25 protein-coding genes are annotated in these 22,256 nt (G+C 64.6%); 10 read left to right on the forward strand and 15 right to left on the reverse strand.

Translation table 11 applies throughout. The features are described from left to right. The first annotated feature begins 187 nt into the window (after positions 1-187). Together mprF and JYG34_RS19605 are read left to right on the forward strand one after the other, a co-directional pair. The gene (gene mprF, locus JYG34_RS19600; RefSeq protein ID WP_213657936.1) at positions 188-2,830 is read left to right on the forward strand and encodes a bifunctional lysylphosphatidylglycerol flippase/synthetase MprF; all 2,643 of its coding nucleotides are present in this window, start codon (positions 188-190) and stop codon (positions 2,828-2,830) included. Next, positions 2,830-4,122, forward strand: coding sequence for a virulence factor family protein (locus JYG34_RS19605; protein WP_213657937.1), 1,293 nt, complete (start codon positions 2,830-2,832; stop codon positions 4,120-4,122). Before mprF ends, JYG34_RS19605 begins: the two co-directional genes overlap by 1 nt. A gap of 81 nt (positions 4,123-4,203) precedes the next feature. On the opposite strand, the gene JYG34_RS19610 is transcribed toward JYG34_RS19605, so the two are convergent. Next, positions 4,204-6,114: a potassium transporter Kup gene (locus JYG34_RS19610; RefSeq protein ID WP_213657938.1), complete on the reverse strand. Its 1,911-nt coding sequence runs from the start codon at positions 6,112-6,114 to the stop codon at positions 4,204-4,206. A gap of 235 nt (positions 6,115-6,349) precedes the next feature. Between JYG34_RS19610 and rimO the strand changes: the two genes are divergently transcribed. From rimO to tsaA, 5 genes are all read left to right on the forward strand, one after another. Continuing rightward, the gene (gene rimO, locus JYG34_RS19615; protein ID WP_213657939.1) at positions 6,350-7,681 is read left to right on the forward strand and encodes a 30S ribosomal protein S12 methylthiotransferase RimO; all 1,332 of its coding nucleotides are present in this window, start codon (positions 6,350-6,352) and stop codon (positions 7,679-7,681) included. Positions 7,682-7,766: 85 nt separating this feature from the next. Next, positions 7,767-8,225: a GNAT family N-acetyltransferase gene (locus JYG34_RS19620; protein WP_213657940.1), complete on the forward strand. Its 459-nt coding sequence runs from the start codon at positions 7,767-7,769 to the stop codon at positions 8,223-8,225. Positions 8,226-8,346: 121 nt separating this feature from the next. After that, positions 8,347-9,057: an rRNA pseudouridine synthase gene (locus JYG34_RS19625; protein WP_213657941.1), complete on the forward strand. Its 711-nt coding sequence runs from the start codon at positions 8,347-8,349 to the stop codon at positions 9,055-9,057. Positions 9,058-9,107: 50 nt separating this feature from the next. Beyond that, on the forward strand, positions 9,108-9,569 hold the full coding sequence (locus tag JYG34_RS19630) for a DUF1456 family protein (protein WP_213657942.1): 462 nt from the start codon (positions 9,108-9,110) through the stop codon (positions 9,567-9,569). A gap of 6 nt (positions 9,570-9,575) precedes the next feature. Further along, positions 9,576-10,271, forward strand: a complete 696-nt coding sequence (gene tsaA, locus JYG34_RS19635) for a tRNA (N6-threonylcarbamoyladenosine(37)-N6)-methyltransferase TrmO (RefSeq protein ID WP_213657943.1) — start codon at positions 9,576-9,578, stop codon at positions 10,269-10,271. Positions 10,272-10,395: 124 nt separating this feature from the next. Here tsaA and fpr read toward each other — a convergent pair whose 3' ends face one another. Next, positions 10,396-11,175 carry a ferredoxin-NADP reductase gene (gene fpr, locus JYG34_RS19640; protein WP_011535180.1) on the reverse strand — a complete coding sequence of 260 codons (780 nt, stop codon included), beginning with the start codon at positions 11,173-11,175 and terminating at the stop codon, positions 10,396-10,398. A gap of 120 nt (positions 11,176-11,295) precedes the next feature. Here fpr and JYG34_RS19645 point away from each other — a divergent pair, with 120 nt between their 5' ends. Further along, positions 11,296-12,222, forward strand: a complete 927-nt coding sequence (locus JYG34_RS19645; RefSeq protein ID WP_213657944.1) for a LysR family transcriptional regulator — start codon at positions 11,296-11,298, stop codon at positions 12,220-12,222. A 3-nt stretch (positions 12,223-12,225) separates the two neighbouring features. Here JYG34_RS19645 and JYG34_RS19650 read toward each other — a convergent pair whose 3' ends face one another. From JYG34_RS19650 to JYG34_RS19660, 3 genes are all read right to left on the reverse strand, one after another. Beyond that, entirely contained in the window at positions 12,226-12,591 is a 366-nt protein-coding gene (locus JYG34_RS19650; RefSeq protein WP_011535182.1) for a diacylglycerol kinase, read from the reverse strand. A gap of 75 nt (positions 12,592-12,666) precedes the next feature. Beyond that, complete coding sequence (erdR, locus tag JYG34_RS19655; RefSeq protein ID WP_213657945.1) at positions 12,667-13,317, reverse strand: response regulator transcription factor ErdR; 651 nt, start codon at positions 13,315-13,317, stop codon at positions 12,667-12,669. Positions 13,318-13,573: 256 nt separating this feature from the next. Further along, a complete protein-coding gene (locus tag JYG34_RS19660; RefSeq protein ID WP_213657946.1) occupies positions 13,574-14,284 on the reverse strand; it encodes a tRNA-uridine aminocarboxypropyltransferase in 711 nt (236 codons plus the stop codon). A 214-nt stretch (positions 14,285-14,498) separates the two neighbouring features. On the opposite strand from JYG34_RS19660, the gene JYG34_RS19665 reads away from it, so the two are divergent. Then, positions 14,499-14,921, forward strand: a complete 423-nt coding sequence (locus JYG34_RS19665) for a quorum-sensing-regulated virulence factor family protein (RefSeq protein WP_213657947.1) — start codon at positions 14,499-14,501, stop codon at positions 14,919-14,921. A gap of 1 nt (position 14,922) precedes the next feature. Here the strand turns inward: JYG34_RS19665 and JYG34_RS19670 are convergent, their stop codons facing one another. Next, on the reverse strand, positions 14,923-15,129 hold the full coding sequence (locus tag JYG34_RS19670; protein WP_213657948.1) for a hypothetical protein: 207 nt from the start codon (positions 15,127-15,129) through the stop codon (positions 14,923-14,925). Between the two features lie 306 nt (positions 15,130-15,435). Between JYG34_RS19670 and JYG34_RS19675 the strand changes: the two genes are divergently transcribed. Further along, the gene (locus JYG34_RS19675; RefSeq protein ID WP_213657949.1) at positions 15,436-16,554 is read left to right on the forward strand and encodes an LOG family protein; all 1,119 of its coding nucleotides are present in this window, start codon (positions 15,436-15,438) and stop codon (positions 16,552-16,554) included. A 50-nt stretch (positions 16,555-16,604) separates the two neighbouring features. Here JYG34_RS19675 and recX read toward each other — a convergent pair whose 3' ends face one another. The 9 genes from recX to JYG34_RS19720 form a co-directional block, all read right to left on the reverse strand. Next, the gene (gene recX / locus JYG34_RS19680; RefSeq protein WP_213657950.1) at positions 16,605-17,072 is read right to left on the reverse strand and encodes a recombination regulator RecX; all 468 of its coding nucleotides are present in this window, start codon (positions 17,070-17,072) and stop codon (positions 16,605-16,607) included. An 8-nt stretch (positions 17,073-17,080) separates the two neighbouring features. Continuing rightward, positions 17,081-18,148: a recombinase RecA gene (gene recA / locus JYG34_RS19685; protein WP_213657951.1), complete on the reverse strand. Its 1,068-nt coding sequence runs from the start codon at positions 18,146-18,148 to the stop codon at positions 17,081-17,083. 104 nt (positions 18,149-18,252) lie between these two features. Beyond that, positions 18,253-18,735, reverse strand: a complete 483-nt coding sequence (locus JYG34_RS19690; protein WP_213657952.1) for a CinA family protein — start codon at positions 18,733-18,735, stop codon at positions 18,253-18,255. A 41-nt stretch (positions 18,736-18,776) separates the two neighbouring features. Next, positions 18,777-19,277: a lysis system i-spanin subunit Rz gene (locus JYG34_RS19695; RefSeq protein ID WP_213657953.1), complete on the reverse strand. Its 501-nt coding sequence runs from the start codon at positions 19,275-19,277 to the stop codon at positions 18,777-18,779. Next, the gene (locus tag JYG34_RS19700) at positions 19,271-19,822 is read right to left on the reverse strand and encodes a glycoside hydrolase family 19 protein (protein ID WP_213657954.1); all 552 of its coding nucleotides are present in this window, start codon (positions 19,820-19,822) and stop codon (positions 19,271-19,273) included. The genes JYG34_RS19695 and JYG34_RS19700 overlap by 7 nt, the downstream gene beginning before the upstream one ends. Then, positions 19,809-20,018 carry a zinc finger domain-containing protein gene (locus JYG34_RS19705; RefSeq protein ID WP_213657955.1) on the reverse strand — a complete coding sequence of 70 codons (210 nt, stop codon included), beginning with the start codon at positions 20,016-20,018 and terminating at the stop codon, positions 19,809-19,811. Before JYG34_RS19705 ends, JYG34_RS19700 begins: the two co-directional genes overlap by 14 nt. Before the next feature lie 149 nt (positions 20,019-20,167). Beyond that, positions 20,168-21,202, reverse strand: coding sequence for a phage late control D family protein (locus tag JYG34_RS19710; RefSeq protein ID WP_213657956.1), 1,035 nt, complete (start codon positions 21,200-21,202; stop codon positions 20,168-20,170). 19 nt (positions 21,203-21,221) lie between these two features. Continuing rightward, on the reverse strand, positions 21,222-21,428 hold the full coding sequence (locus tag JYG34_RS19715) for a tail protein X (protein WP_213657957.1): 207 nt from the start codon (positions 21,426-21,428) through the stop codon (positions 21,222-21,224). Further along, a complete protein-coding gene (locus JYG34_RS19720) occupies positions 21,403-22,248 on the reverse strand; it encodes a phage tail protein (RefSeq protein ID WP_213657958.1) in 846 nt (281 codons plus the stop codon). Before JYG34_RS19720 ends, JYG34_RS19715 begins: the two co-directional genes overlap by 26 nt. Positions 22,249-22,256 lie beyond the last annotated feature (8 nt).

Genomic DNA, 22,256 nt, shown 5'->3' on the forward strand with positions numbered 1-22,256 from the left:
CGCTATCTTCGCCAGCCCCAGCTCGCATGGCGTTGCGCCACCTTCCGCGCAGCTGAATGAACTATCTTTAACTATCCTGAAACAGATTAACGACCCGGCCCGGAGTAATATCTGGACACGTTTTCCAAAGGGACTTTCACTTGGCCGTACCTTGCCCCCACCTCGCGCTGACCGCACGGGGTAATCCATGACCGCCCCCACCCCCGACACCCAGGCACCGCTGACGGCGGCCCTGCCGACGGCTGCCCATCGCTTGCCCTGGCTGGAGCGCCTGAGCAAGTATCGCCAGCCACTCGGGCTGGCGGTGACCCTGCTGTTGTTCGCCATGGGCCTGATCGCCTGTCGTCACCTGCTGAGCGAACTGGACATCTACGCGTTGCACGACGCCATGCTCAGCGTGCCGACGCATTCGCTGGCAGGGGCATTGCTGGCCACCTTGGTCGGCTTCGTGATTTTGCTGGGTTATGAGTGGTCCGCCAGCCGCTACGCTGCCGTGCAACTGCCGGCGCGCACGTTGGTCCTGGGTGGTTTCAGCGCCTTCGCCATCGGTAATGCCATCGGTCTGTCGATGCTCTCGGGCGGCTCGGTGCGCTACCGGTTGTACGCCCGCCAAGGGTTAGGCGCCGCAGAAGTCGCGCGCATGACCGTGTTCGCCAGCCTGTCGCTGGGTTGCGCATTGCCCCCCCTGGCGGCGCTGGCGACCCTGAGCGACCTGTCGGCGGCAGCGACTGCCTTGCGCTTGCCCGCACCGTTGCTCGGTGGGATCGCCGTGGCTGTCCTGGCCGCAACCACGGCCCTGGTCATTGGCCTGTATCGCCGTCGCCTACCCGAACAACCCTTGGCGCACAGCCTGCTGGTGCAATTCGGTCGCCGTACGCTGCGCCTGCCCAACGGTCGCCTGGCGGCATTACAGCTGCTGATCACTGCACTGGATGTTGCCGCCGCGGCCACCGTGCTTTATATGCTGCTACCGGAAGCACCGCCCTTTGGGGCCTTCGTGCTGGTCTACCTGCTCGCCCTCGCCGCCGGGGTACTCAGCCATGTGCCGGGTGGCGTCGGGGTGTTCGAGGCGATCCTGCTGGCCGCCTTCGCCAACCAGTTGGGCGCAGCACCACTGGCTGCGGCACTGCTGCTCTACCGCCTGATCTACGTGGTCCTGCCGCTACTGGTAGCTTGCGTGCTGTTGCTGGCCAACGAAGCCCGTCGCCTGCTGTTCGCCCAGCAAGCGCTCCGCGCCGCCTCCGGCCTGGCCGCACCGGTACTGGCGATCCTGGTGTTCCTCTCCGGCGTGGTGCTGCTGTTCTCCGGCGCCACGCCAGAGATCGACAGCCGCCTGGAACACATGGGCTTCCTCATTCCGCACCGCCTGATCGACGCCTCGCACTTCGGCGCCAGCCTGATCGGGGTGCTTTGCCTGCTCCTCGCCCAAGGCCTGCGCCGGCGCCTGTCGGCCGCCTGGCTGCTGACCACCGTGCTGCTGCTGGTCGGCGCCGTGCTGTCGCTGCTGAAGGGCTTCGACTGGGAAGAAGCCTCGCTGATGTGCTTCACCGCCGCCCTGCTCGCGCTGTTCCGCCGCTCGTTCTATCGCCCGAGCCGCCTGCTGGAGCTGCCCTTCTCGCCGGTGTACCTGGTGGCCAGCGCCTGCGTGGTCGGTGCTTCGATATGGCTGCTGCTGTTCGCCTACCAGGATGTGCCCTACACCCACAAGCTGTGGTGGCAGTTCACGCTGGACGCCGATGCACCTCGCGGCCTGCGCGCCGCGCTGGGCAGCGCCGTGCTGCTGGTGATCGTCTCGCTCACCTGGCTGCTGCGCACCGCCCGGCCAGTGATCCACCTGCCCAATGACGAAGAGCTGCAACGGGCCAACCGCGTCCTGCTGGCCTCCGACCAGCCCGACGGCGGCCTGGCCCTGACTGGCGACAAGGCGCTGTTGTTCCACCCCAGCGACAACGCCTTCCTCATGTACGCCCGCCGTGGCCGCAGCCTGGTGGCGCTGTACGACCCGATCGGCCCGGCCCAGGAACGCGCCGAGATGATCTGGCAGTTCCGCGACCTGTGCGACCTGCATCATGCCCGCCCGGTGTTCTACCAGGTGCGCGCGGAGAACCTGCCGTTCTACATGGACATCGGCTTGACCGCGATCAAGCTGGGCGAAGAGGCACGGGTCGATCTGCGTCGTTTCGACATCGATGCCAAGGGCAAAGAGATGAAGGACCTGCGCTACACCTGGAACCGCGGTGGGCGCGACGGCCTCAGCCTGGAGATCCACGAGCCTGGCCATGCACCGCTGGCGGAGCTCAAGGAAATCTCCGACGCCTGGCTCACCGGCAAGAATGTGCGCGAGAAGGGTTTTTCCCTCGGCCGCTTCAGCCCCGAGTACCTGCAGCACTTCCGCATCGCCCTGATCCGCTTCCAGGGCCGCCCGGTGGCCTTCGCCAACCTGCTGGAAACCCACAGCAACGAGCTGGCCAGCCTGGACCTGATGCGCGCCCACCCTGAGGCGCCGAAGCTGACCATGGAATTCATGATGGTTGGCCTGATCCTTCACTACAAGAGCCATGACTATGGCCGTTTCAGCCTGGGGATGGTCCCCCTCTCCGGCTTGCAGCCGCGCCGCGGCGCACCCTTGACCCAGCGCCTGGGTTCGATGGTGTTCCAGCGCGGCGAACAGCTCTACAACTTCCAGGGCCTGCGGCGCTTCAAGGACAAGTTCCAGCCGGACTGGGAACCCCGCTACATGGCAGTGCCGGCCGGGCTGGACCCGCTGGTGGCACTGGCCGATACCGCCGCCCTGATCGCTGGTGGCCTGACTGGATTGGTGAAACGTTGATGATCCGACGCTATTGGTTGTATGTACTGATTCCCCTGGTCCTGGCCGCCCTGGCCGGTGGCACGGCCTTCTGGCTGTGGACCCGCCCAGCGCCCGAGGTTCGCCTGGAGCAGCTGACCCTGAAGGACGGCAGCAGCCTGACCCGTGCCACACCCGGCGTGCGTGCCAAGGCCCGGGTCGCCATCGGCGTGCCCCAGGAACAGGCCCTGAGCGACAAGCAGCTGCTCGACCTGAGCCAGGCCGGTGAAGCCCAGCTGGTGCAAGTGATCCTGCCACCGGCCGACTGCACAAAACAGCAGGCCGCCATGGACGAGGCCATCACCCAGCTGGCCGACAAACCCACCCTGGTCGCCGGCATCGGCCCAGGCGCCGCCCAGGCCTGGCGCTGGCTGGCCGCACAGAGCGACGACAAGGCCCGTGCCATTTCGGTGGACTTCACCGTCGAGCAGCCGGGTTGCCAGGCCGCCCTGCCCAAATCCGCCGCCCATGGCCACTGGAACGTGGCCTGGAACGATAACCCGGACGACGCCAGCGCCGCCTTCGTGCGTGACCAGGCCAACGCCGAAACCAGCATTGCCGACTACGACATCCACCTGCCGCAGGTGCTCAAGGCCCAGTTGACCCAGGCCCTGGTCGGCCAGGACGGCAATGCCCTGGCCATCCCGGTGGTGGAAGTTCCGGCCGGCCAGACCACCGACACCGTGACCCTGTTCCTTTCCGGCGACGGCGGCTGGCGCGACCTGGACCGCGACGTGGCCGGCGAGATGGCCAAGCTCGGCTTCCCGGTGGTGGGTATCGACACCCTGCGCTACTACTGGCAGCACAAGACACCGGAACAGAGCGCCGCCGACCTGTCCGAGCTGATGCAGCACTATCGCCAGAAATGGGGCACCAAGCGCTTCGTGCTGACCGGCTATTCGTTCGGTGCCGACGTGCTGCCGGCCATCTACAACCGCCTCTCCGCAGAAGACCAGAAGCGCATCGACGCCGTGATCCTGTTGGCGTTCGCCCGCAGCGGCAGCTTCGAGATCGAAGTCGAGGGCTGGTTGGGCAAAGAGGGCCAGGAAGCCCCGACCGGGCCGGAAATGGCCAAGCTGCCTGCATCGAAAGTCGTGTGCATCTACGGTGTGGAAGAGACCGACGAAAGCGGCTGCACCGACAAGACCGCCGTGGGCGAGCGCATGAAGCTGCCAGGCGGCCATCACTTCGATGAGAACTATCCGGCACTGGCCAAGCGCCTGATCGACGAGATCGAGACGCGCCAGGGGAAGTCCAGCGTCGCTGAAAAGTGACATGAAAAAGGGGCCGCATCAGCGGCCCCTTTTATTTACCCTTGTTCACCTGTAGAAGCCGGCCTTGCCGGCGAACCGCCCTCAGATTTCGACCTGGGTCCCCAGTTCGATCACCCGGTTCAACGGCAGGTTGAAGAACCTCAGGTTGCCGTTGGCGTTCTTCAGCAGGAACGCGAACAGGTTCCCCCGCCACCGCGACATCCCTTCAAGACGCGACGCGATCACCGTCTCGCGGCTGAGGAAGTAGGTGGTTCGCATCGGGCTGAAGTCCAGATCGTCCAAATGGCACAGTTTCAGTGCCGCCGGCACGTCCGGCTCGTCCATGAACCCGAAGTGCAACAGCACCCGGAAGAACCCGTCACCATAGGCTTCGACCTCGAACCGCTCGTGTTCCGGCACCCGTGGCCGATCCTCGCTGACCACCGTCAGCAGCACCACCTGGCTGTGCAGCACCTGGTTATGCAACATGTTGTGCAGCAACGCGTGAGGCACGGCATCGGCCCGGGCGGTGAGGAACACGGCCGTCCCCTCGACCCGGTGCGGCGGCTGCACCCGGATGCTGCTGATAAAGACCGGCAGCGGCAAAGCCCCTTCGTCGATACGGTCGACGAGAATCTGCTTGCCCCGCTTCCAGGTACTCATCAGCACGAACAGCACGATCCCCGCCAAGACAGGGAAGGCACCGCCCTGGACGATCTTCGGCACGTTGGCGGCGAAGAACAGCCCGTCGACCAGCAGGAAGCCCACCAGCAACGGCACCGCCAGCACCGGTGGCCACTTCCACAGCAGCAGCATGACCGCCGACACCAGGATCGTGGTCATCAGCATCGTGCCGGTCACCGCCACGCCATAGGCGGCGGCCAGGGCGCCGGAGGATTCGAAACCGATCACCAGCAGCACCACGCCAACCATCAGCGTCCAGTTCACCGCGCCGATGTAGATCTGCCCCTGCTCGTCGCTCGAGGTGTGCTGGATCTGCATGCGCGGCACATAGCCCAGCTGGATGGCCTGGCGGGTCAGGGAGAAGGCCCCGGAAATAACCGCCTGTGAGGCGATCACCGTGGCCATGGTGGCCAGGCCGACCAGCGGCAACAACGCCCAGCTAGGCGCCAGCAGGTAGAACGGGTTGCGCGCGGCCTCCGGATTCTGCAGCAGGATCGCGCCCTGACCAAAGTAGTTGAGCACCAGGGCCGGCAGCACCAAGGCAAACCAGGCGCGGGCGATCGGCTTGCGACCGAAATGCCCCATGTCGGCGTACAGCGCCTCGGCACCGGTCAGCGCCAGCACCACCGCACCGAGAATGGCCACGCCCATGCCTGGGTGGACAATGAAGAAGTTCAGCGCCCAGCCCGGATTGAAGGCCTTGAGCACTTCCGGGCTCTGCGAGATGCCGTGCACACCCAGCGCCCCCAACACCACGAACCAGGTGACCATGATCGGGCCGAACAGCTTGCCGATCTTCTCGGTGCCATGCTTCTGCACCAGGAACAGCGCCACCAGCACCACCAGCGAGATCGGTACCACCCAGTGGTCGATGCCCTCGAAGGCCAGGCCCATGCCCTCCACCGCCGACAGCACCGACACCGCCGGTGTGATCATGCTGTCGCCGTAGAACAGCGAGGCGCCGACCAGGCCGCAGCCGACCATCAGCGCCCGCAGCTTCGGATACTCCGCCGTCGCCCGCCGCGCCAGCGCGGTAAGCGCCATGGTGCCGCCCTCGCCCTGGTTGTCGGCACGCAGGATGAACATCACGTATTTGAACGACACCACCCACAGCAGCGACCACAGGATCAGCGACAGGATGCCCAGCACCCCGTCGTGGTTGACCTGCACGCCATAGCCACCGGTAAAGACCTCTTTGAGGGTGTACAACGGGCTGGTGCCGATATCGCCATAGACCACCCCGACCGCTGCCACGAGCAGGCCCAGCGACCGCGCCGCCCCCTGCTTGCCCTCGTGCCCGCCCTCGGCGTGACTGCTTGCCTGAACCATCGACCACTCCCGAGAAGGCCCTAACAGACCAATAGAATCCTCACCCACGCCAGGGCATGCCAGCCACCCGGACGCAACGGCGCGAAGCATAGCGCAGCGTTCGTCGCTTTTCTGCTGGTAAAGCAACCTTGTGCTCGCTAGAATTGCGCACTTTTTGATCAGAGGCGCCCAGAGCGCCCTCCAGGATCGCCCCCGTTACCGGCCGGGCGACCTGTATTCAATACCGAGGTTAGCCATGTCCACCACTCCCGCCACCCCGAAGGTCGGCTTCGTCAGCCTGGGCTGCCCCAAGGCCCTGGTCGATTCCGAACGCATCCTGACCCAGCTGCGCATGGAGGGCTACGAAGTCGTGCCCACCTACGAAGACGCCGACGTGGTGGTGGTCAACACCTGCGGTTTCATCGACAGCGCCAAGGCCGAGTCGCTGGAAGTGATCGGCGAGGCGATCAAGGAGAACGGCAAGGTCATCGTCACCGGCTGCATGGGGGTCGAGGAAGGCAGCATCCGTGACGTACACCCGAGCGTGCTGTCGGTCACCGGCCCGCAGCAATACGAGCAGGTGGTCAACGCCGTGCATGAGGTGGTGCCGCCACGCCAGGACCACAACCCGCTGATCGACCTGGTGCCGCCACAGGGCGTCAAGCTGACCCCGCGCCACTACGCCTACCTCAAGATTTCCGAAGGCTGCAACCACAGCTGCAGCTTCTGCATCATCCCGTCGATGCGCGGCAAGCTGGTCAGCCGCCCGGTCGGTGAGGTGCTGAGCGAGGCCGAGCGCCTGGTCAAGGCCGGCGTCAAGGAGATCCTGGTGATCTCCCAGGACACCAGCGCCTATGGTGTCGACGTCAAGTACAAGACCGACTTCTGGAACGGCCGCCCGGTCAAGACCCGCATGCTCGAGCTGTGCGAGGCCCTGAGCAGCCTGGGCGCCTGGGTGCGCCTGCACTATGTCTACCCGTACCCGAACGTCGACGACGTGATCCCGTTGATGGCCGCCGGCAAGATCCTGCCGTACCTGGACATCCCGTTCCAGCACGCCAGCCCCAAGGTGCTCAAGTCGATGAAGCGCCCGGCCTTCGAAGACCGCACCCTGGCGCGCATCAAGCACTGGCGCGAACAGTGCCCGGAGCTGGTGATCCGTTCGACCTTCATCGTCGGTTTCCCCGGCGAAACCGAGGAAGACTTCCAGTACCTGCTCGACTGGCTGACCGAAGCCCAGCTCGACCGCGTCGGCTGCTTCCAGTATTCGCCCGTCGAAGGCGCACCGGCCAACGACCTGGGCCTGGAAGAAGTGCCGGATGACGTCAAACAGGAGCGTTGGGACCGCTTCATGGCCCATCAGCAGGCGATCAGCGCCGCGCGCCTGCAGCAGCGCATCGGCAAGGAGATCGAAGTACTGATCGATGAAGTCGAGGAGCAGGGCTCGGTCGGCCGCAGCTTCTTCGACGCGCCGGAGATCGACGGCAGCGTGTTCATCGATGGCGACCATGGCTTCAAGCCAGGCGACAAGATCCGTTGCCGCATCGTCGATGCCGATGAGTACGACATGTGGGCCGAGCCCATCTGAACGATGCCCAGCTGAAGATACCCCGCCTACTGGCGGGGTATTTATTTGCATCTATGTTTTCCTCAATGGCCCTGAGGATCATCGGATGTCGCCCACCGTCACGCTGCAGACGCCCCGCCTGAGCGACTACCCCGAGCTGGTCCGGGTCTGGGAGGCCTCGGTCCGCGCCACCCACGACTTCCTGCCGGATGGCTACATCGTGTTGCTGCGCGAACACGTGCTCTGCAAATACCTCGATGCCGTGATGCTGGTCTGCTGCAAGGACAGCCATCGGCGCATCCTCGGTTTTGCCGGCGTGGCCAACGGCCGCGTCGACATGCTGTTCGTCGCGCCCGAGTACCGTGGCCAGGGTATCGGCCGGCGCCTGCTGCGGCATGCGGTAAACGAACTCAACGCCGAGCGGCTGGACGTCAACGAACAAAACCCACAAGCCTTGGGCTTCTACCTGCACGAAGGCTTCGAGGTGTATGGCCGCTCGGAAACAGACGGCCTTGGACAGCCTTACCCCCTACTGCATATGAGGCTTGTTCGTACAACCCCCTAGGACCTCCACCAACGAAACCGTCTCCCCTCTCCTAAAAGGCGGAAATGACATCGATTTGCAGCCGCGGAGCTGCGCGGGCAGGTACAATGGAGGCTTTCCCTGCCTCGTGAAACCCTTGTCCATGTCCGAACCCATTCGCCTTTCCAAACGCCTCATCGAACAGCTTGGCTGCTCCCGCCGAGAGGCCGAACTGTACATAGAAGGCGGTTGGGTCACGGTCGATGGCGTGGTGGTCGAGCAACCGCAGTTCAAGGTCGCCGACCAGCGCGTCGAACTGTTGCCCGGCGCCCGCGCCGAAACCCTGGAGCCTGTGACGCTACTGCTCAACCAGCAGGCGGGCCAGGACACGGCAGCCGCCCAGGCCAGCCTGAGCATGGCCAGCCTCAGTGATGCACACCGCGAAGGCGTGCGCCCGCTCCACGGGCATTTTGCCCGCCAGGCGTGCGTCGCCCCGCTGCTACCTGGTGCCACCGGCCTGCAGCTGTTCACCCAGGACTGGCGGGTCACCCGCAAGCTCGACGCCGACCTGCGCCGCATGGAGCAGGAATACATCGTCCAGGTGAGCGGCGAAGCCAAGCCCGGCGCGCTGGAACGCCTTGCCCGCGGCGTCGAGCGCAAGGGCGTGGAACTGCCACGGGCCAAGGCCAGCTGGCAGAACGAACAGCACCTGCGCATGGTCCTGAAGAACCCGCAACCGGGGCTGATCGAGCAACTGTGCGAGACCGCCGGCCTGAAGGTCCTGGCCATGCGCCGCATCCGCCTGGGCGGCGTGTCGATGGGCAAGCTGCCATCGGGGCAGTGGCGCTATCTAGCCGCCACCGAACGTTTCTAGCCTCACCGCCGCGCAATGACTGGCGCGGCACCTGAACAGGATTCGCTGCAATGAACCACAACGATGTACTGCGCAGCCTGCGCTACATGCTCAAGGCCAACGACCAGAAGATGGCCGAGATCATCAAGCTCTCCGGCCTGGAGGTCACCGCCGAGGCCATCGCCGGCTACGTGAAGAAGGAAGAAGAACCGGGCTTCGTGCGCTGCCCGGAAAAAGTCATGGCGCATTTTCTCGACGGCCTGGTGATCCACCGCCGCGGGCGTGACGACAGCCGTGCGCCGCAGCCCGTCGAAGTGCCGGTGACCAACAACACCGTACTGAAGAAACTGCGGGTGGCATTTGAATTGAAGGAAGACGACCTGCACGCGGTGCTCAAGTCGGTGAACTTCCCAGTCTCGAAACCCGAGCTCAGCGCCCTGTTCCGCAAGGTCGGCCATGACAACTACCGCCCCTGCGGCGACCAGTTGCTGCGCAACTTCCTCAAGGGCCTGACGCTTCGCGTGCGCGGCTGACGGGCGATGCAGCATACGGTCTCGCCGGTCGGCATCGTCCACTCCTGTTTCAAGGAGAAGTTCGCCATTCCGCGCCAACCACAACTGGCACCTGCTGCTCGTGGCGTGCTGGAACTGTTGCCGCCGTTCGACAATGGCGATGCGGTGGCGGGCCTGGAACAGGTCAGCCATGTCTGGCTGTTGTTTCTCTTCCATGAAGCGCTGGAGGAAAAGCCACGGCTGAAAGTGCGACCGCCCCGCCTGGGGGGCAACAAGAGCATGGGGGTGTTTGCCACCCGGGCCACCCACCGCCCCAACGGCATCGGGCAGTCGGTGGTCCGCCTGGAAGGCATCGAGCCTGGGCGTTTGCTGCTATCGGGTATCGACCTGCTGGATGGCACGCCGGTGCTGGATATCAAGCCGTATGTGCCCTACGCGGACAGCATTGCCGGCGCGAGCAACCTGATGGCCAGCGATGCACCAGAGGCGATCATCGTCGAATGGAGCGAAAGCGCCCTGCCCCAAGCCCATGAGCAGGCACAACGCCTGCAAGAACCACTGGTGGAACTGATCGAGCAGTGCCTGGCACAGGACCCTCGACCGGCCTATCAAGTGCCACCGGCGGAACGGGTATATGGGGTGAAGTTCTGGGATGTGCAGGTCAGGTGGCATTACCCACAACCGGATCGGATCCGGGTGTTGGAAGTGGTCCGGGAAGGCTGAAGCCATCTGTTCGCCGGCAAGCCGGCACTCCAAGGACTGCTGCGGCACCTGTATGGCAACCGCGATCTCGCAGGCATAAAAAAACGCAGGCCCAGGCCTGCGTTTTGCGTTTACCGCGATCGCCTTACTTCTCGACGAACGCACGCTCGATCAGGTAGTCACCCGGCTCGCGCATGCGCGGGGAGATCTTCAGGCCGAAGCTGTCGAGCACTTCGCTGGTCTCGTCGAGCATGCTCGGGCTGCCGCAGATCATGGCGCGATCGTCCTGCGGGTTGATCGGTGGCAGGCCGATGTCGCTGAACAGCTTGCCGCTGCGCATCAGGTCGGTCAGGCGGCCCTGATTCTCGAAGGGTTCGCGGGTCACGGTCGGGTAGTAGATCAGCTTGTCGCGCACGGACTCGCCGAAGAACTCGTTCTGCGGCAGGTGCTCGGTGATGAACTCGCGGTAGGCGACTTCGTTCACGTAGCGCACACCGTGGACCAGGATCACTTTCTCGAAGCGTTCGTAGGTTTCCGGGTCCTGGATGACGCTCATGAACGGCGCCAGGCCGGTGCCGGTGCTCAGCAGGTACAGGTGCTTGCCCGGGTTCAGGTCGTCGAGCACCAGGGTACCGGTGGGTTTCTTGCTGATGATGATCTCGTCGCCTTCCTTCAGGTGCTGCAGCTGGGAGGTCAGCGGGCCGTCCGGCACCTTGATGCTGAAGAACTCCAGGTGCTCTTCCCAGTTCGGCGAGGCGATCGAATAGGCGCGCATGAGCGGACGGCCGCTGTCCTGCTGCAGGCCGATCATCACGAACTGACCGTTCTCGAAGCGCAGGCCCGGGTCGCGGGTGCACTTGAAGCTGAACAGGGTGTCGTTCCAGTGGTGCACACTGAGGACACGTTCGTGGTTCATGTTGCTCATCTAAGGGGCTCCTGAAGAAAGACGCGGCGCGCGCAAGACGCGCAGTTGCGCGATAGTTTAGGGGCAGCGACAATATCTGTTAACTGAATTATCAAGATATGTGTTATCGGTTATATAGATATGCGATTCACACTCCGTCAACTCCAGGTCTTCGTCGCCGTCGCCCAGCACCAGAGCGTGTCCCGGGCCGCCGGCGTGCTGGCCTTGTCGCAATCGGCCGCCAGCACCTCTATCACCGAGCTGGAGCGGCAATCCAGCTGCCAGCTGTTCGACCGCGCAGGCAAGCGCCTGAGCCTGAACGCCCTGGGCCACCAACTGCTGCCCCAGGCCGTCGCCCTGCTCGACCAGGCCAAGGAAATCGAGGACCTGCTCAACGGCAAGTCGGGGTTTGGCTCGTTGGCGGTCGGCGCCACCCTGACCATCGGCAATTACCTGGCCACCTTGCTGATCGGCAGCTTCATGCAGGTGCACCCGGAAAGCCAGGTCAAGCTGCACGTGCAGAACACCGCACATATCGTGCATCAGGTTGCCCACTACGAAATTGACCTGGGTCTAATCGAAGGCGACTGCAACCACCCCGACCTCGAAGTGCGGCCTTGGGTAGAGGATGAACTGGTGGTGTTCTGCGCCCCGCAGCATCCACTGGCCAAGGTAGGCCACGCCGATATGGAGCAATTGGCCAACGAGGCGTGGATCCTTCGTGAACAGGGCTCGGGCACCCGCTTGACCTTCGACCAAGCCATGCGCCATCACCGCGCCAACCTGAACATCCGCCTGGAGCTGGAGCACACCGAAGCGATCAAGCGCGCGGTCGAGTCTGGCCTGGGGATTGGTTGCATCTCGCGCCTGGCGCTGCGTGACGCCTTCCGACGCGGCAGCCTGGTGCCGGTGGAAACCCCGGCACTGGACCTGTTGCGGCAGTTCTACTTCATCTGGCACAAGCAGAAGTACCAGACCTCAGCCATGCGTGAGTTTCTTGAACTGTGTCGCAGCTTCACAGCAGGCGTACGGCGCAGTGACGAAATCGTCCTGCCGCCGATCGCCTGAGCGCTAGCCCAACAGGATCACGCCCCAGACCACGGCCACCATGCTCATGGCCACCAGTTGCGCAGCGCTGCCCATATCCTTGGCGTTCTTCGACAAGGGGTGGCGCTCCAGGGAGATGCGGTCGATGGCCGCCTCGACGGCGGAGTTCAACAACTCCACGATCAGCCCCAGCAAGCACACGGCAATGAGGATGGCCCGCTCAACGCGGCTGACCGGCAGCCAGAAGGCCGTCGGGATCAGCAGTACATTGAGCAGTACCAGCTGGCGGAAGGCGGCCTCGCCCTTGAAGGCGGTGCGCAGGCCGTCCAGCGAGTAGCCGGCGGCGTTGAAAATGCGTTTGAGGCCGGTCTGGCCCTTGAATGGCGACATGGGTGCGTCACTTCACCGTTGAAAGGCCTGAAGGCTAGTTCAGTTCGAGTCAAAAAAGCGTGAACGTTCGGGCACTTAGCTGCCCGAAACCGATTCAAGTTGTTGCAGCAGCAACGCCGCCTGGGTTCGCGTGCGCACACCCAGCTTGCGGAAAATCGCCGTCACGTGAGCCTTGATGGTCGCCTCCGAGACATTCAGTTCGTAGGCGATCTGCTTGTTCAACAGGCCCTCACAGACCATGGTCAGTACACGGAACTGTTGGGGCGTGAGGCTTGCCAGGCCTTCGCTGGCGGCCTTGGCTTCGGCTGAAACGTCGACCTTTTCGAATGCCTGCGGCGGCCACCAGACATCACCGTCAAGCACATTGCGCACCGCTTCCTGGATCTTGCTCAGCTCGCTGGACTTGGGGATGAAACCACTGGCGCCGAACTCGCGGGACTTCACCACGACCGCCGCCTCTTCCTGGGCCGAGACCATCACCACAGGGATCTGCGGGTACTGCCCGCGCAACAGGACCAGGCCAGAGAAACCATAGGCGCCGGGCATGTTCAGGTCCAGCAGGACCAGGTCCCAGTCGGCTTTCTCGGTCAGACTGGTTTCCAGTTCGGCGATGCTCGCCACTTCGACCAGACGCACATCCGGGCCCAGACCGAGGGTAACGGCCTGGCGCAGTGCGCTACGGAACAGCGGGTGGTCATCGGCAATCAGGATTTCGTATGTGGCCATCGATCTAGGGATCCTGTTCTGTGCCAGGCGCGGGGGTACGGAATACGCCTGGCGGGCAACTCAAGGCACGAGCGGCAAGTCCGCCGGCCGGGATGGCACAGCGAAGTCCGGGGTAACGGCTGCTTCGTCATGCCTGAAGCGGCGCCAAGGATGCCGAGCACGCCCCGGGTGGTCAAGCCAATTGCCCGGTCGCCCCCGCCTACCCTGGCTGCCAGCCCGGACAGTATGTACCAATCCGTCGCGCCTGCCCCTTGGACTATAGGAAGGTATGCAAACGCCGATGTACCTCATCCTGCTCGTCCAGCGGCAGGCGGCGCTTGCCGCTGAGGTAGTGCAGGCTGAACACATCCAGGTAGGCGTCCAGGGCCTGGGAGGCCTGATTGTCGCCGGCCAGGTCCAGGCACATGGCCGCCACTTCCGCAGTGCAGAAGTGGTCATCGCGCTTGGAGCGGCGCAGGCGATAGCGCGACATCTGCTCGGCCTCCAGGCTCAGCACCGGGAAACGGTCCAGGTAGGGGCTCTTGCGGAACATCTTGCGCGCTTCGGTCCAGGTGGCGTCGAGCAGGATAAACAACGGCCGTTTGCCCGGCTGGCGCACGACTTCGTTGACCACCCGCTCTTCGGCCACGAACTCGCCGGGAAAGACAATGTACGGCTGCCACTGGGGGTGCTCCAGCAATGCCAGCAGCCCTTCGTCCACCGACGTGCGCAGCCAACCAAAGGCCGAGGTATCCTCGATCAGGTCGGCGATCAGCCAGCCGGTATTGGTCGGTTTCAACGGCTCGGTGTCGTGCATCAGCAGGCACACGCCGGACTCGGCCTGCACCCGCGGTTTCCAGGCGCACAGGCAATGGCTGGCGATCACCCGGCAATCCGGGCAACGCTCGGCCCGGGAACCACGGGCGACAAAGGGTTTGATGCTGCGCGCCAGGCGCTCGGCGCGCAGCCGCGCTACCGCGTGGCTCATGGCTGCAGACCTGGGTATTGGAAGAGGACGAACACGGGTACGACTCGACGGGTAACAAGGCCCCAGTCTACCAGACGGTGTGTCATTTGCCGTGCAGGCGTGCCGAGGGGTCCTTTATAATCACACGCTTTGGCGGCCGGGAAACCCTGCGGTTCCATGGAACGCCGCCCGCCGGCGCAGGTCAAAGCGCCAGTCATCGAACCAGGAGAGATCCATGCTGCGTGTTATTGCCCCGACCCTGAGCCTGCTGCTCGCCCTGCCTCTGGCTGCCCAGGCGGCGTCCAAGCAGGAATACGAGCTGACCCAAATGCTGGAGAAGGTCGCCAAGGAAAGCAGCGTCGGTACCCCACGGGCCATCAACGAAGACATCCTCGACCAGGGTTACACTGTCGAGAAGGGCAAGGCCCTGGTCAATCACCTGAGCGTGCGCGAGAGCCATGCAGAACGCATGCGCGCCAACCCGCAGCAGGTTCGCAGCCAACTCGGCGACAGTGTCTGCCGCAACAATGGCTACCGCCAGCTGATGTCCAAGGGCGCGGTGCTGGTCTACCGCTTTACCGTCTACAAGACCAATCAACCGGTCATGGACCAGGCCTTCGATGCCGCCAGCTGTGCAGCAGGTAACAAGAAGAAGTGATTCAGGCGGTCTGATCACTGTGGCTGGCGCGTAGCGGCTCCTCATCGGCACGCAGCTCCGCCAGCAACGCCTGCACATAGCGCGAATGAGGCTCGGCCCCCTGCAGACGGCGCAGGCACTCACCCTCCAGGCTCAGATGATGAGCCCGGGCTTCCCGCGCCAGGCACTGCAACAGTTGCCCATCCACCTCGATCACCAGCCGATGCATACCGCACCTCCCCGCATCGCGTGCAACAGCCCCTCCAGTAAACCAAAGCCTCTACCGGGTGGACTGCAAGCCGACCGACGGCCTGTTCACGTCCGGGGCGGCACGAAGCCATGCCAGCGTCTAGATTGAAAGCGAGTACCCCACAACGACAACAAGATGGACTTGCCACTGCAACATGGCCTTGAAGGCCTACTGCAATGCCCGAGGCGCACACTCGGGCCACAGCAGCCAGCGACACACGCAGTGTCGCGGCCGGGACACGGTCATCGACCCGGTCAGAGGTTTTGCTGCAGAAGGAGACGTTGAATGCCCTACCAAACGAACGAACGCCTGTTCAACCATTTCAGGGACAACGGTATCGACCTGAGCCACATCGACACACAGTTGCAACTGGTCGCGCCGAACAGCCCCAACCTGCCGCTGTACCGTGACATGATGCTGACCATCCTGCGCATGGCCCACGATGACAGTAACCGCTGGAATGCCAAGATCACCCTGCAGGCCCTGCGCGAACTCGATCATTCATTCCGCACGCTGGAACGCTACAAAGGGCGGCGCAAGGTTACCGTGTTCGGCTCGGCACGCACCCCGCTCGAACACCCGATGTATGCCCTGGCCCGTGAACTGGGAGCAACCCTGGCGCGCTCGGACCTGATGGTCATCACCGGCGCCGGGGGCGGCATCATGGCCGCTGCCCATGAAGGCGCGGGCACCGAACACAGCCTGGGGTTCAACATCACCCTGCCCTTCGAACAACACGCCAACGCCACGGTCGACGGTACCGACAAGCTGCTGCCGTTCCATTTCTTCTTCATTCGCAAGCTGTTCTTCGTCAAGGAAGCCGACGCCCTGGTGCTGTGCCCAGGTGGGTTCGGCACCCTCGACGAAGCCCTTGAAGTGCTCACGCTCATCCAGACCGGCAAGAGCCCACTGGTGCCCGTGGTGCTGCTGGACTCGCCCGGTGGCAGCTTCTGGCGAGACTGTCTTGATTTCATCAGCAAACAGCTGGAAGAGAACCGCTACATCCTGCCCAGCGACCTGAAGCTGCTGCGCCTGGTGCACAGCGCCGATGAGGCGGTGGAGGAAATCAATCAGTTCTACAGCAACTACCACTCCAGCCGCTGGCTGAAGAACCAGTTCGTGATTCGCATGCTCCATCGCCTGAGCGAAGGGGCGCTACACGACATTGAGGAGGGGTTCGCCGACTTGCGCCTGAGCGGCAGGTTCCATCAGCAAGCGGACAGTGGCGCCGAGCATGAGGAAGGTAATTTCAGCCACCTGACGCGGCTGACTTTCGCCTTCAACGGACGCGACCAGGGGCGCCTGCGTGAGCTGGTGGACTTCATCAACCTGCCGGAGAACTGGGCCAAGCCCCAACCCATGCACACCACCCAGCGAGCACGGGAAGCCCTGAAAGTCAGCTGAACGCAAAAAGGCCCGCAGGGCTGCCCGGTCAAGGGCAGCCCTGCGGGCCTTCAGTCGTAGAGGTCGCGGCCGCTGAGCAGGCGCCCGATCATCTCCATGGAAAAACCACGGTAGGCGAGAAAGCGGGTCTGCTGTGCGCGGCCGCGCGGGTCTTGCGGGCGTTGCCCGGCGAACTTGCGCTGCCAGACGTCCTCCAGCCGGGCTGCCCAGTCCACCTCGCTTTCGCGCAGTGCCTGGTCGATATCACCACGGTCTAGGCCACGCTGGCCGAGCTCCTCGCGAATACGCGCGGGGCCATAACCAGCACTGGAACGATAACGGATGAAACTTTCGAGATAGCGGGCTTCGCTGAGCAGCCCTTCTTCGGCAAGCTGATCGAGCGCTGGCTCAATCAGCTCATCCGGTGCGCCACGCTGACGCAACTTGCGGGTCAGCTCGACGCGACCATGCTCGCGTCTGGCGAGCAGGTCCATGGCGGTCCGCCGAACGGCGACGGGGGTGTCGAGTACGGTGGACATGGGGCAGATCAATAACCGGCGTCGGCGTCAGCCATGTCGTCGGCATCGGCTTCGGCGGCAGCTGCCTTGGCGGCTGCGGCTACGGCGCCAGAGGTCAGCAGCTTCTCGCGGATCTGCTTCTCGATCTCGCCGCCAATAGCCGGGTTCTCTTGCAGGTACTTGGCGGCGTTGGCTTTGCCCTGACCGATCTTGTTGCCCTGGTAGCTGTACCAGGCACCGGACTTTTCCACCAGGCCTTGAGCCACGCCCAGGTCGATGATCTCGCCGTTGCGGTAGATACCCTTGCCATAGAGGATCTGGAACTCGGCCTGGCGGAACGGTGGCGAGACCTTGTTCTTGACGATCTTGACGCGGGTTTCGCTGCCGACCACCTCGTCGCCTTCCTTGACCGCGCCGGTACGGCGGATGTCCAGGCGCACCGAGGCGTAGAACTTCAGGGCGTTACCGCCGGTGGTGGTTTCCGGGCTGCCGAACATCACGCCGATCTTCATGCGGATCTGGTTGATGAAGATGACCAGGCAGTTGGCGTTCTTGATATTGCCGGTGATCTTGCGCAGGGCCTGGGACATCAGGCGGGCCTGCAGGCCGACGTGCATGTCGCCCATCTCGCCTTCGATCTCGGCCTTCGGTACCAGTGCGGCTACGGAGTCGACGATGATCACGTCGACCGCGTTCGAGCGCACCAGCATGTCGGTGATTTCCAGGGCCTGTTCGCCGGTGTCCGGCTGGGAGACCAGCAGGTCGTCGACGTTGACGCCCAGCTTGCCGGCGTATTCAGGGTCGAGGGCGTGTTCGGCGTCGACGAAGGCGCAGGTGGCGCCGTTCTTCTGGGCTTCGGCGATGACCGACAGCGTCAGCGTGGTTTTACCGGAGGATTCCGGGCCGTAGATCTCGACGATACGGCCCTTGGGCAGGCCGCCGATGCCGAGGGCGATGTCCAGGCCCAGGGAACCGGTGGAGATGGCGGGGATGGCCTGGCGCTCGTGATCGCCCATGCGCATGACGGCGCCCTTGCCGAATTGGCGTTCGATTTGACCCAGGGCCGCAGCCAAGGCGCGCTTCTTGTTGTCGTCCATTGAAATCCTCACGTGATCGACTTGGCCCTGACGGCCGGAACAACTGTATAAGTAGCCAGTATTATTCCACAGGGATTCGTTTCCGCAAACCCCCACCGGGCGATTTACTCCGCGCCAAGCTGTAACAAGCCGTCTAGCGCGGCGATCACCGTCTGTCGGCGCACCGCTTCGCGGTCGCCGTCGAAGTGGCGGCGCTTGCTGATCACGCGCCCGCCGTCGGCCCAGGCCAGCCATACGGTGCCCACCGGCTTGGCCGGCGAGCCGCCGTCGGGCCCGGCCACGCCGCTGACCGCCACGGCGAAGCGCGCGCCACTGGCCGCCTGGGCACCACGCACCATCGCTTCGACCACTTCCTGGCTGACTGCGCCCACCTGGGCGAACAACGGTTCGGGCACCCCCAGTTGACGGGTCTTCTGGGTGTTGGAGTAGGTGACATAGCCGGCTTCGAACCAAGCCGAGCTGCCAGGGATACGAGTGATGGCCTCGGCGATGCCGCCGCCGGTGCAGGATTCGGCGGTGCTCACCTGGGCGTTCAAGCGACGCAGGTGTTCGCCCAGGCGGGTGGAAAGCGCAGTGATCGGGTCCATATTCTAGCTCCTGGCAAGACTGCGCCCTACCCTACCACCCTTCACGGCGCCAGTGCGCGGACATAGGCCTGGCAGGCGCGCAGGGCGATCAGTCCGCGGTCGCCGTCGTCGGTGATGGCGATAATTCGTCGAGCATGCGCCGGCTCAAGTCGGGCGCGTACGGCACCATGATCCACGCCGCCGGGGGCGGTGGTGGCAGGCACTGCGGCGCAGCCGGTGTCGCGCTCGACCAGGACCGACAACCGAAGATCGGCAGTAGCAAGGCGATCACGCAGGCGAGCCTGAGTTTGTTGGGCATCGGAAAGCTCCTGGTAATGACGGGTTTCATCGTTGTGCAGGCGTTGCTCGAGCGCCTGGCGCCGGTCGCGCTCGGCAAGCAATTGCTCATTGAGCGCCTCGACCTGCTCGACCTTCTGCTGTGCCTGCAGCGCCTCGGACTCGGCCAGCATGCGCTCGTAGCGCCAGCCCTGGACCTGCCAGGCCAGCGCCGCACTGGACAGCACCAGCACGGCATACACGCCCAGTTGCAGGCGGCTCAACACAGCACCTCGCGCGCCCGGTCCCAGAGCTCGACACGGTCGGCCAAGCCGTTCAGGCCACCATTGATATGGCGCGTGATGCGGTTGAACTCGCCGCGGTCGGCCAAGGCATTGAGCCCCCGCGAATGCCAGAACCAGGCTGCCGATTCGCAGGCCCAGCGCGGCTGCTCGAGCATCTGCGGTTGGGCCAGCAGACGCTCGTCACCGAACAGTGCCCGGCTACAGGCCTGGTAGTTGTTGCGCCCGGTCACCTGGATCAGGCCGCGCCCGCAGTAGAGCTGGCCATCGCCGTCGGCCTCCGGTGTGTTGCCCAGGCGCAAGGCCAGGCTGCCGGTGTCATAGCGTGCCAGGTAGCGGTCGCCACCAAGCTCTTTGACATAGCGCAGTTGGCCGGACTCGTGCCCGACCTGGGCGAGAAACGCGGCAACACGCTTGGGGTGGTCGATTTCCCAATGCTCCATGGCCTCGTTCAGCGCTGGCAGGAAAGTCGTGGCGCACTGGCCGGCCAGCGGATAGATCTGTTTGAGCTGCTGTTCAGTGAGCGGCATCGGTATGTTCTCCATTGCAGTCTGATCGAACGGCGGCCAGTGCCGCCAACGGCTCGCTCACAGGCGATGGCTCGAAGCGCGTGGCTTTCACATGATTCAAGGTGCGGCAACGGCCGCACTTGATCTGGAGCTCGGAAGCGGGGGTGATGCGGGCCAGTAGCTTTCGACACTGGCCGCAGCGCAAGTCGATGAACATAGAGAAGATCCTGACAAGCTGATTTCACATTCAAAGGGTGGGAAAGGGCGACTTTCCGAAGTAACGCCTTCATTGCGGCCGACTATATGAAAGCGCCCACGCCAACCGGCACCGGGAAACCTTCTCCATGCACCCGGTGGCACCCGCGCTCAGGCCTTCAATGCTCCGGCGCGCCTGGGCGCTGCCCCCTCGGCCTTGGCCTTGCCCTGGCGCCCGCCGTTGCACTGCACCGTGGTGCGCCAGCCGCTGCTGGTGAACACCTGTTCCACCGACTCGACCAGATACGCTCCGTCTAGCCCGGCGAGAAAGCCGGTGATCTCCACGCTGCGCTCGGCGAACAGGTCGGTGCGCCCGGGCATGTCCAGGCGCACAGAGGCCGTGTCGCGATTGAAGCTGGCCAGGCGCGCCTTGGCGGCCTGTTCGGCGGCCGCACGGTTGGGGTACAGGTGGCGGTCGGTATGCACCGGTTGCAGGCCCTGCGGTGCGTCACCATTGTCCAGTTCGACGACGTTAAGCTTGCCGGTCGCCGGGTCCTGGTGGCGGGTGCGCACCGCCTTGTGGGTACTTTTGTCGGCCAGGCGGAACTGCCACTGGCTGACGTCCTTGCGGGCGATGGTCACCACACCCAACGCCTTGCCGCTGGCGCTCTGCCCGCCTTGGCGCGGCAACACCAGCAACTGGCCATCGGCAAGCTTGGCGGTGCAGTCGTTCTGCCGGGCCAGGCGGGTGATGAAGTTGAAATCCGACTCACTGTACTGGTCGACCCGCGGCAGCTTGACCGTCACCGGGCAGACCGCCTGCCAACCATTGCGCGCACCGATCTCGGCGACGATGCGTTGCAGCGTCGCCCCTTCCCAGCTACCGCTGCGGATGGTCTTGCCGGTACCGCGCAGGTCACTGGCCTTGCCGCGAATGACCAGGGTGTCGGGTGGCCCCGACAATTCGACCTCATCGACGGTGTAGCGCCCCAGCCGCGTCAGCGGCTGGCCGGCGTACCCCAGATGAACCTGCAGCACGGCGCCGCGGGCGGGCAGCGCCAGGGCGCCGTCGCGGGCATCGATGCGCAGCTCGAAGTCGTCCGACTCCATGCCGGGCTTGTCGGTGGTGCGCAGCAGCAACAGGCGGTCGTTGATCAGCGCGGTGATGTCCTTGCCGTCGGCCTCGATGCGGAAGATCGGTTGCATGGTTCAGGCTCCTCGCCGGTCAGTCCCACAGTTGCACGGTATTCGCGGCCACCACGGCCAGCGCCGGCAACACGATGCGCACCCCGGCGCGAAACGGCTGGGCCTCGTCCGCCAGGCCCTGGTTGGCCTCGAGCACCGCTTCGACCGAGCCATCGAGGTGGCCGTAGTAGTGCTGGCAGAGCGTGTCGAGCACATCGCCCTCAGACGTTGTACAAATCCTGGCCATAGCTCACGAACTCCAGTGAAAACCCTTGTTTGCGCGGGATGCCGCCGGCCAGCAGGGCGCCCTGCTCTTCCTCGATGCTGGTCAGGCACCAGGTGCCGAGTACCTCGCCGTAGCCGGTGGTCAGCGACAGCGGCGACAGCTGGCGGCCGATGCTGCGCAGTGTCTGCAACTGGCCGAGGCCGCCCTTGAAGCCGGGGAAGATCGCCCCGCGAATGCTGATGGTCTCCTCGCCCAAGCTCACCGCCTGTTGCGCAGTGTCGCGGCTCAGCCGCTCCTGGCCGGCCCAGCGGAAGCGGGTCTGCCGGCGCAGCTGGTCGAAGGCGGCGGTGTCGAGGTTGAAGTAGTACGGTGCGGCGCCCGCCTTGAGTGGTTGCAGCACCAGCAGGTGCGGGAACGGCTTGACCGCTTCGGCGGCAGGGGTCGCTTCGGGCGCGAAGCCCAGTGTCGACAACACGCCGTTGACGGTCGAGCGCACCGCCCCGACCACGCGACCGATCGCTGCGCCAGCCTTGGCGGCGTGGGCGGCGAAGCCGTCGATGCGATCACGCACCTGACGCACCACGGCCACCGCCTGGTCGTACTTGGCCACCACCTTGGCGACCCGGGCCTGGGCGTTGGTGATTGCGCGCATGGTGCGCTGCAGCTTGGCACCGATGATCGGCCCGACCACCGGCAACCCTTCCAGTTCGCCCACCGCCCCTTGTATATGGCCGATCGCGTCGTTCATGGGATCGAGCATGGCGTCGGCACGCCGACGCCCCGCTTCTCCCGCCTTGACCAGGGCGTGCAGCGTGGCTTGCAGCTGCTCCAGGTAGGTCATGGGTCCTC

The organism is Pseudomonas entomophila, from assembly GCF_018417595.1.
Classification (GTDB): Bacteria; Pseudomonadota; Gammaproteobacteria; order Pseudomonadales; family Pseudomonadaceae; genus Aquipseudomonas; species Aquipseudomonas entomophila_C.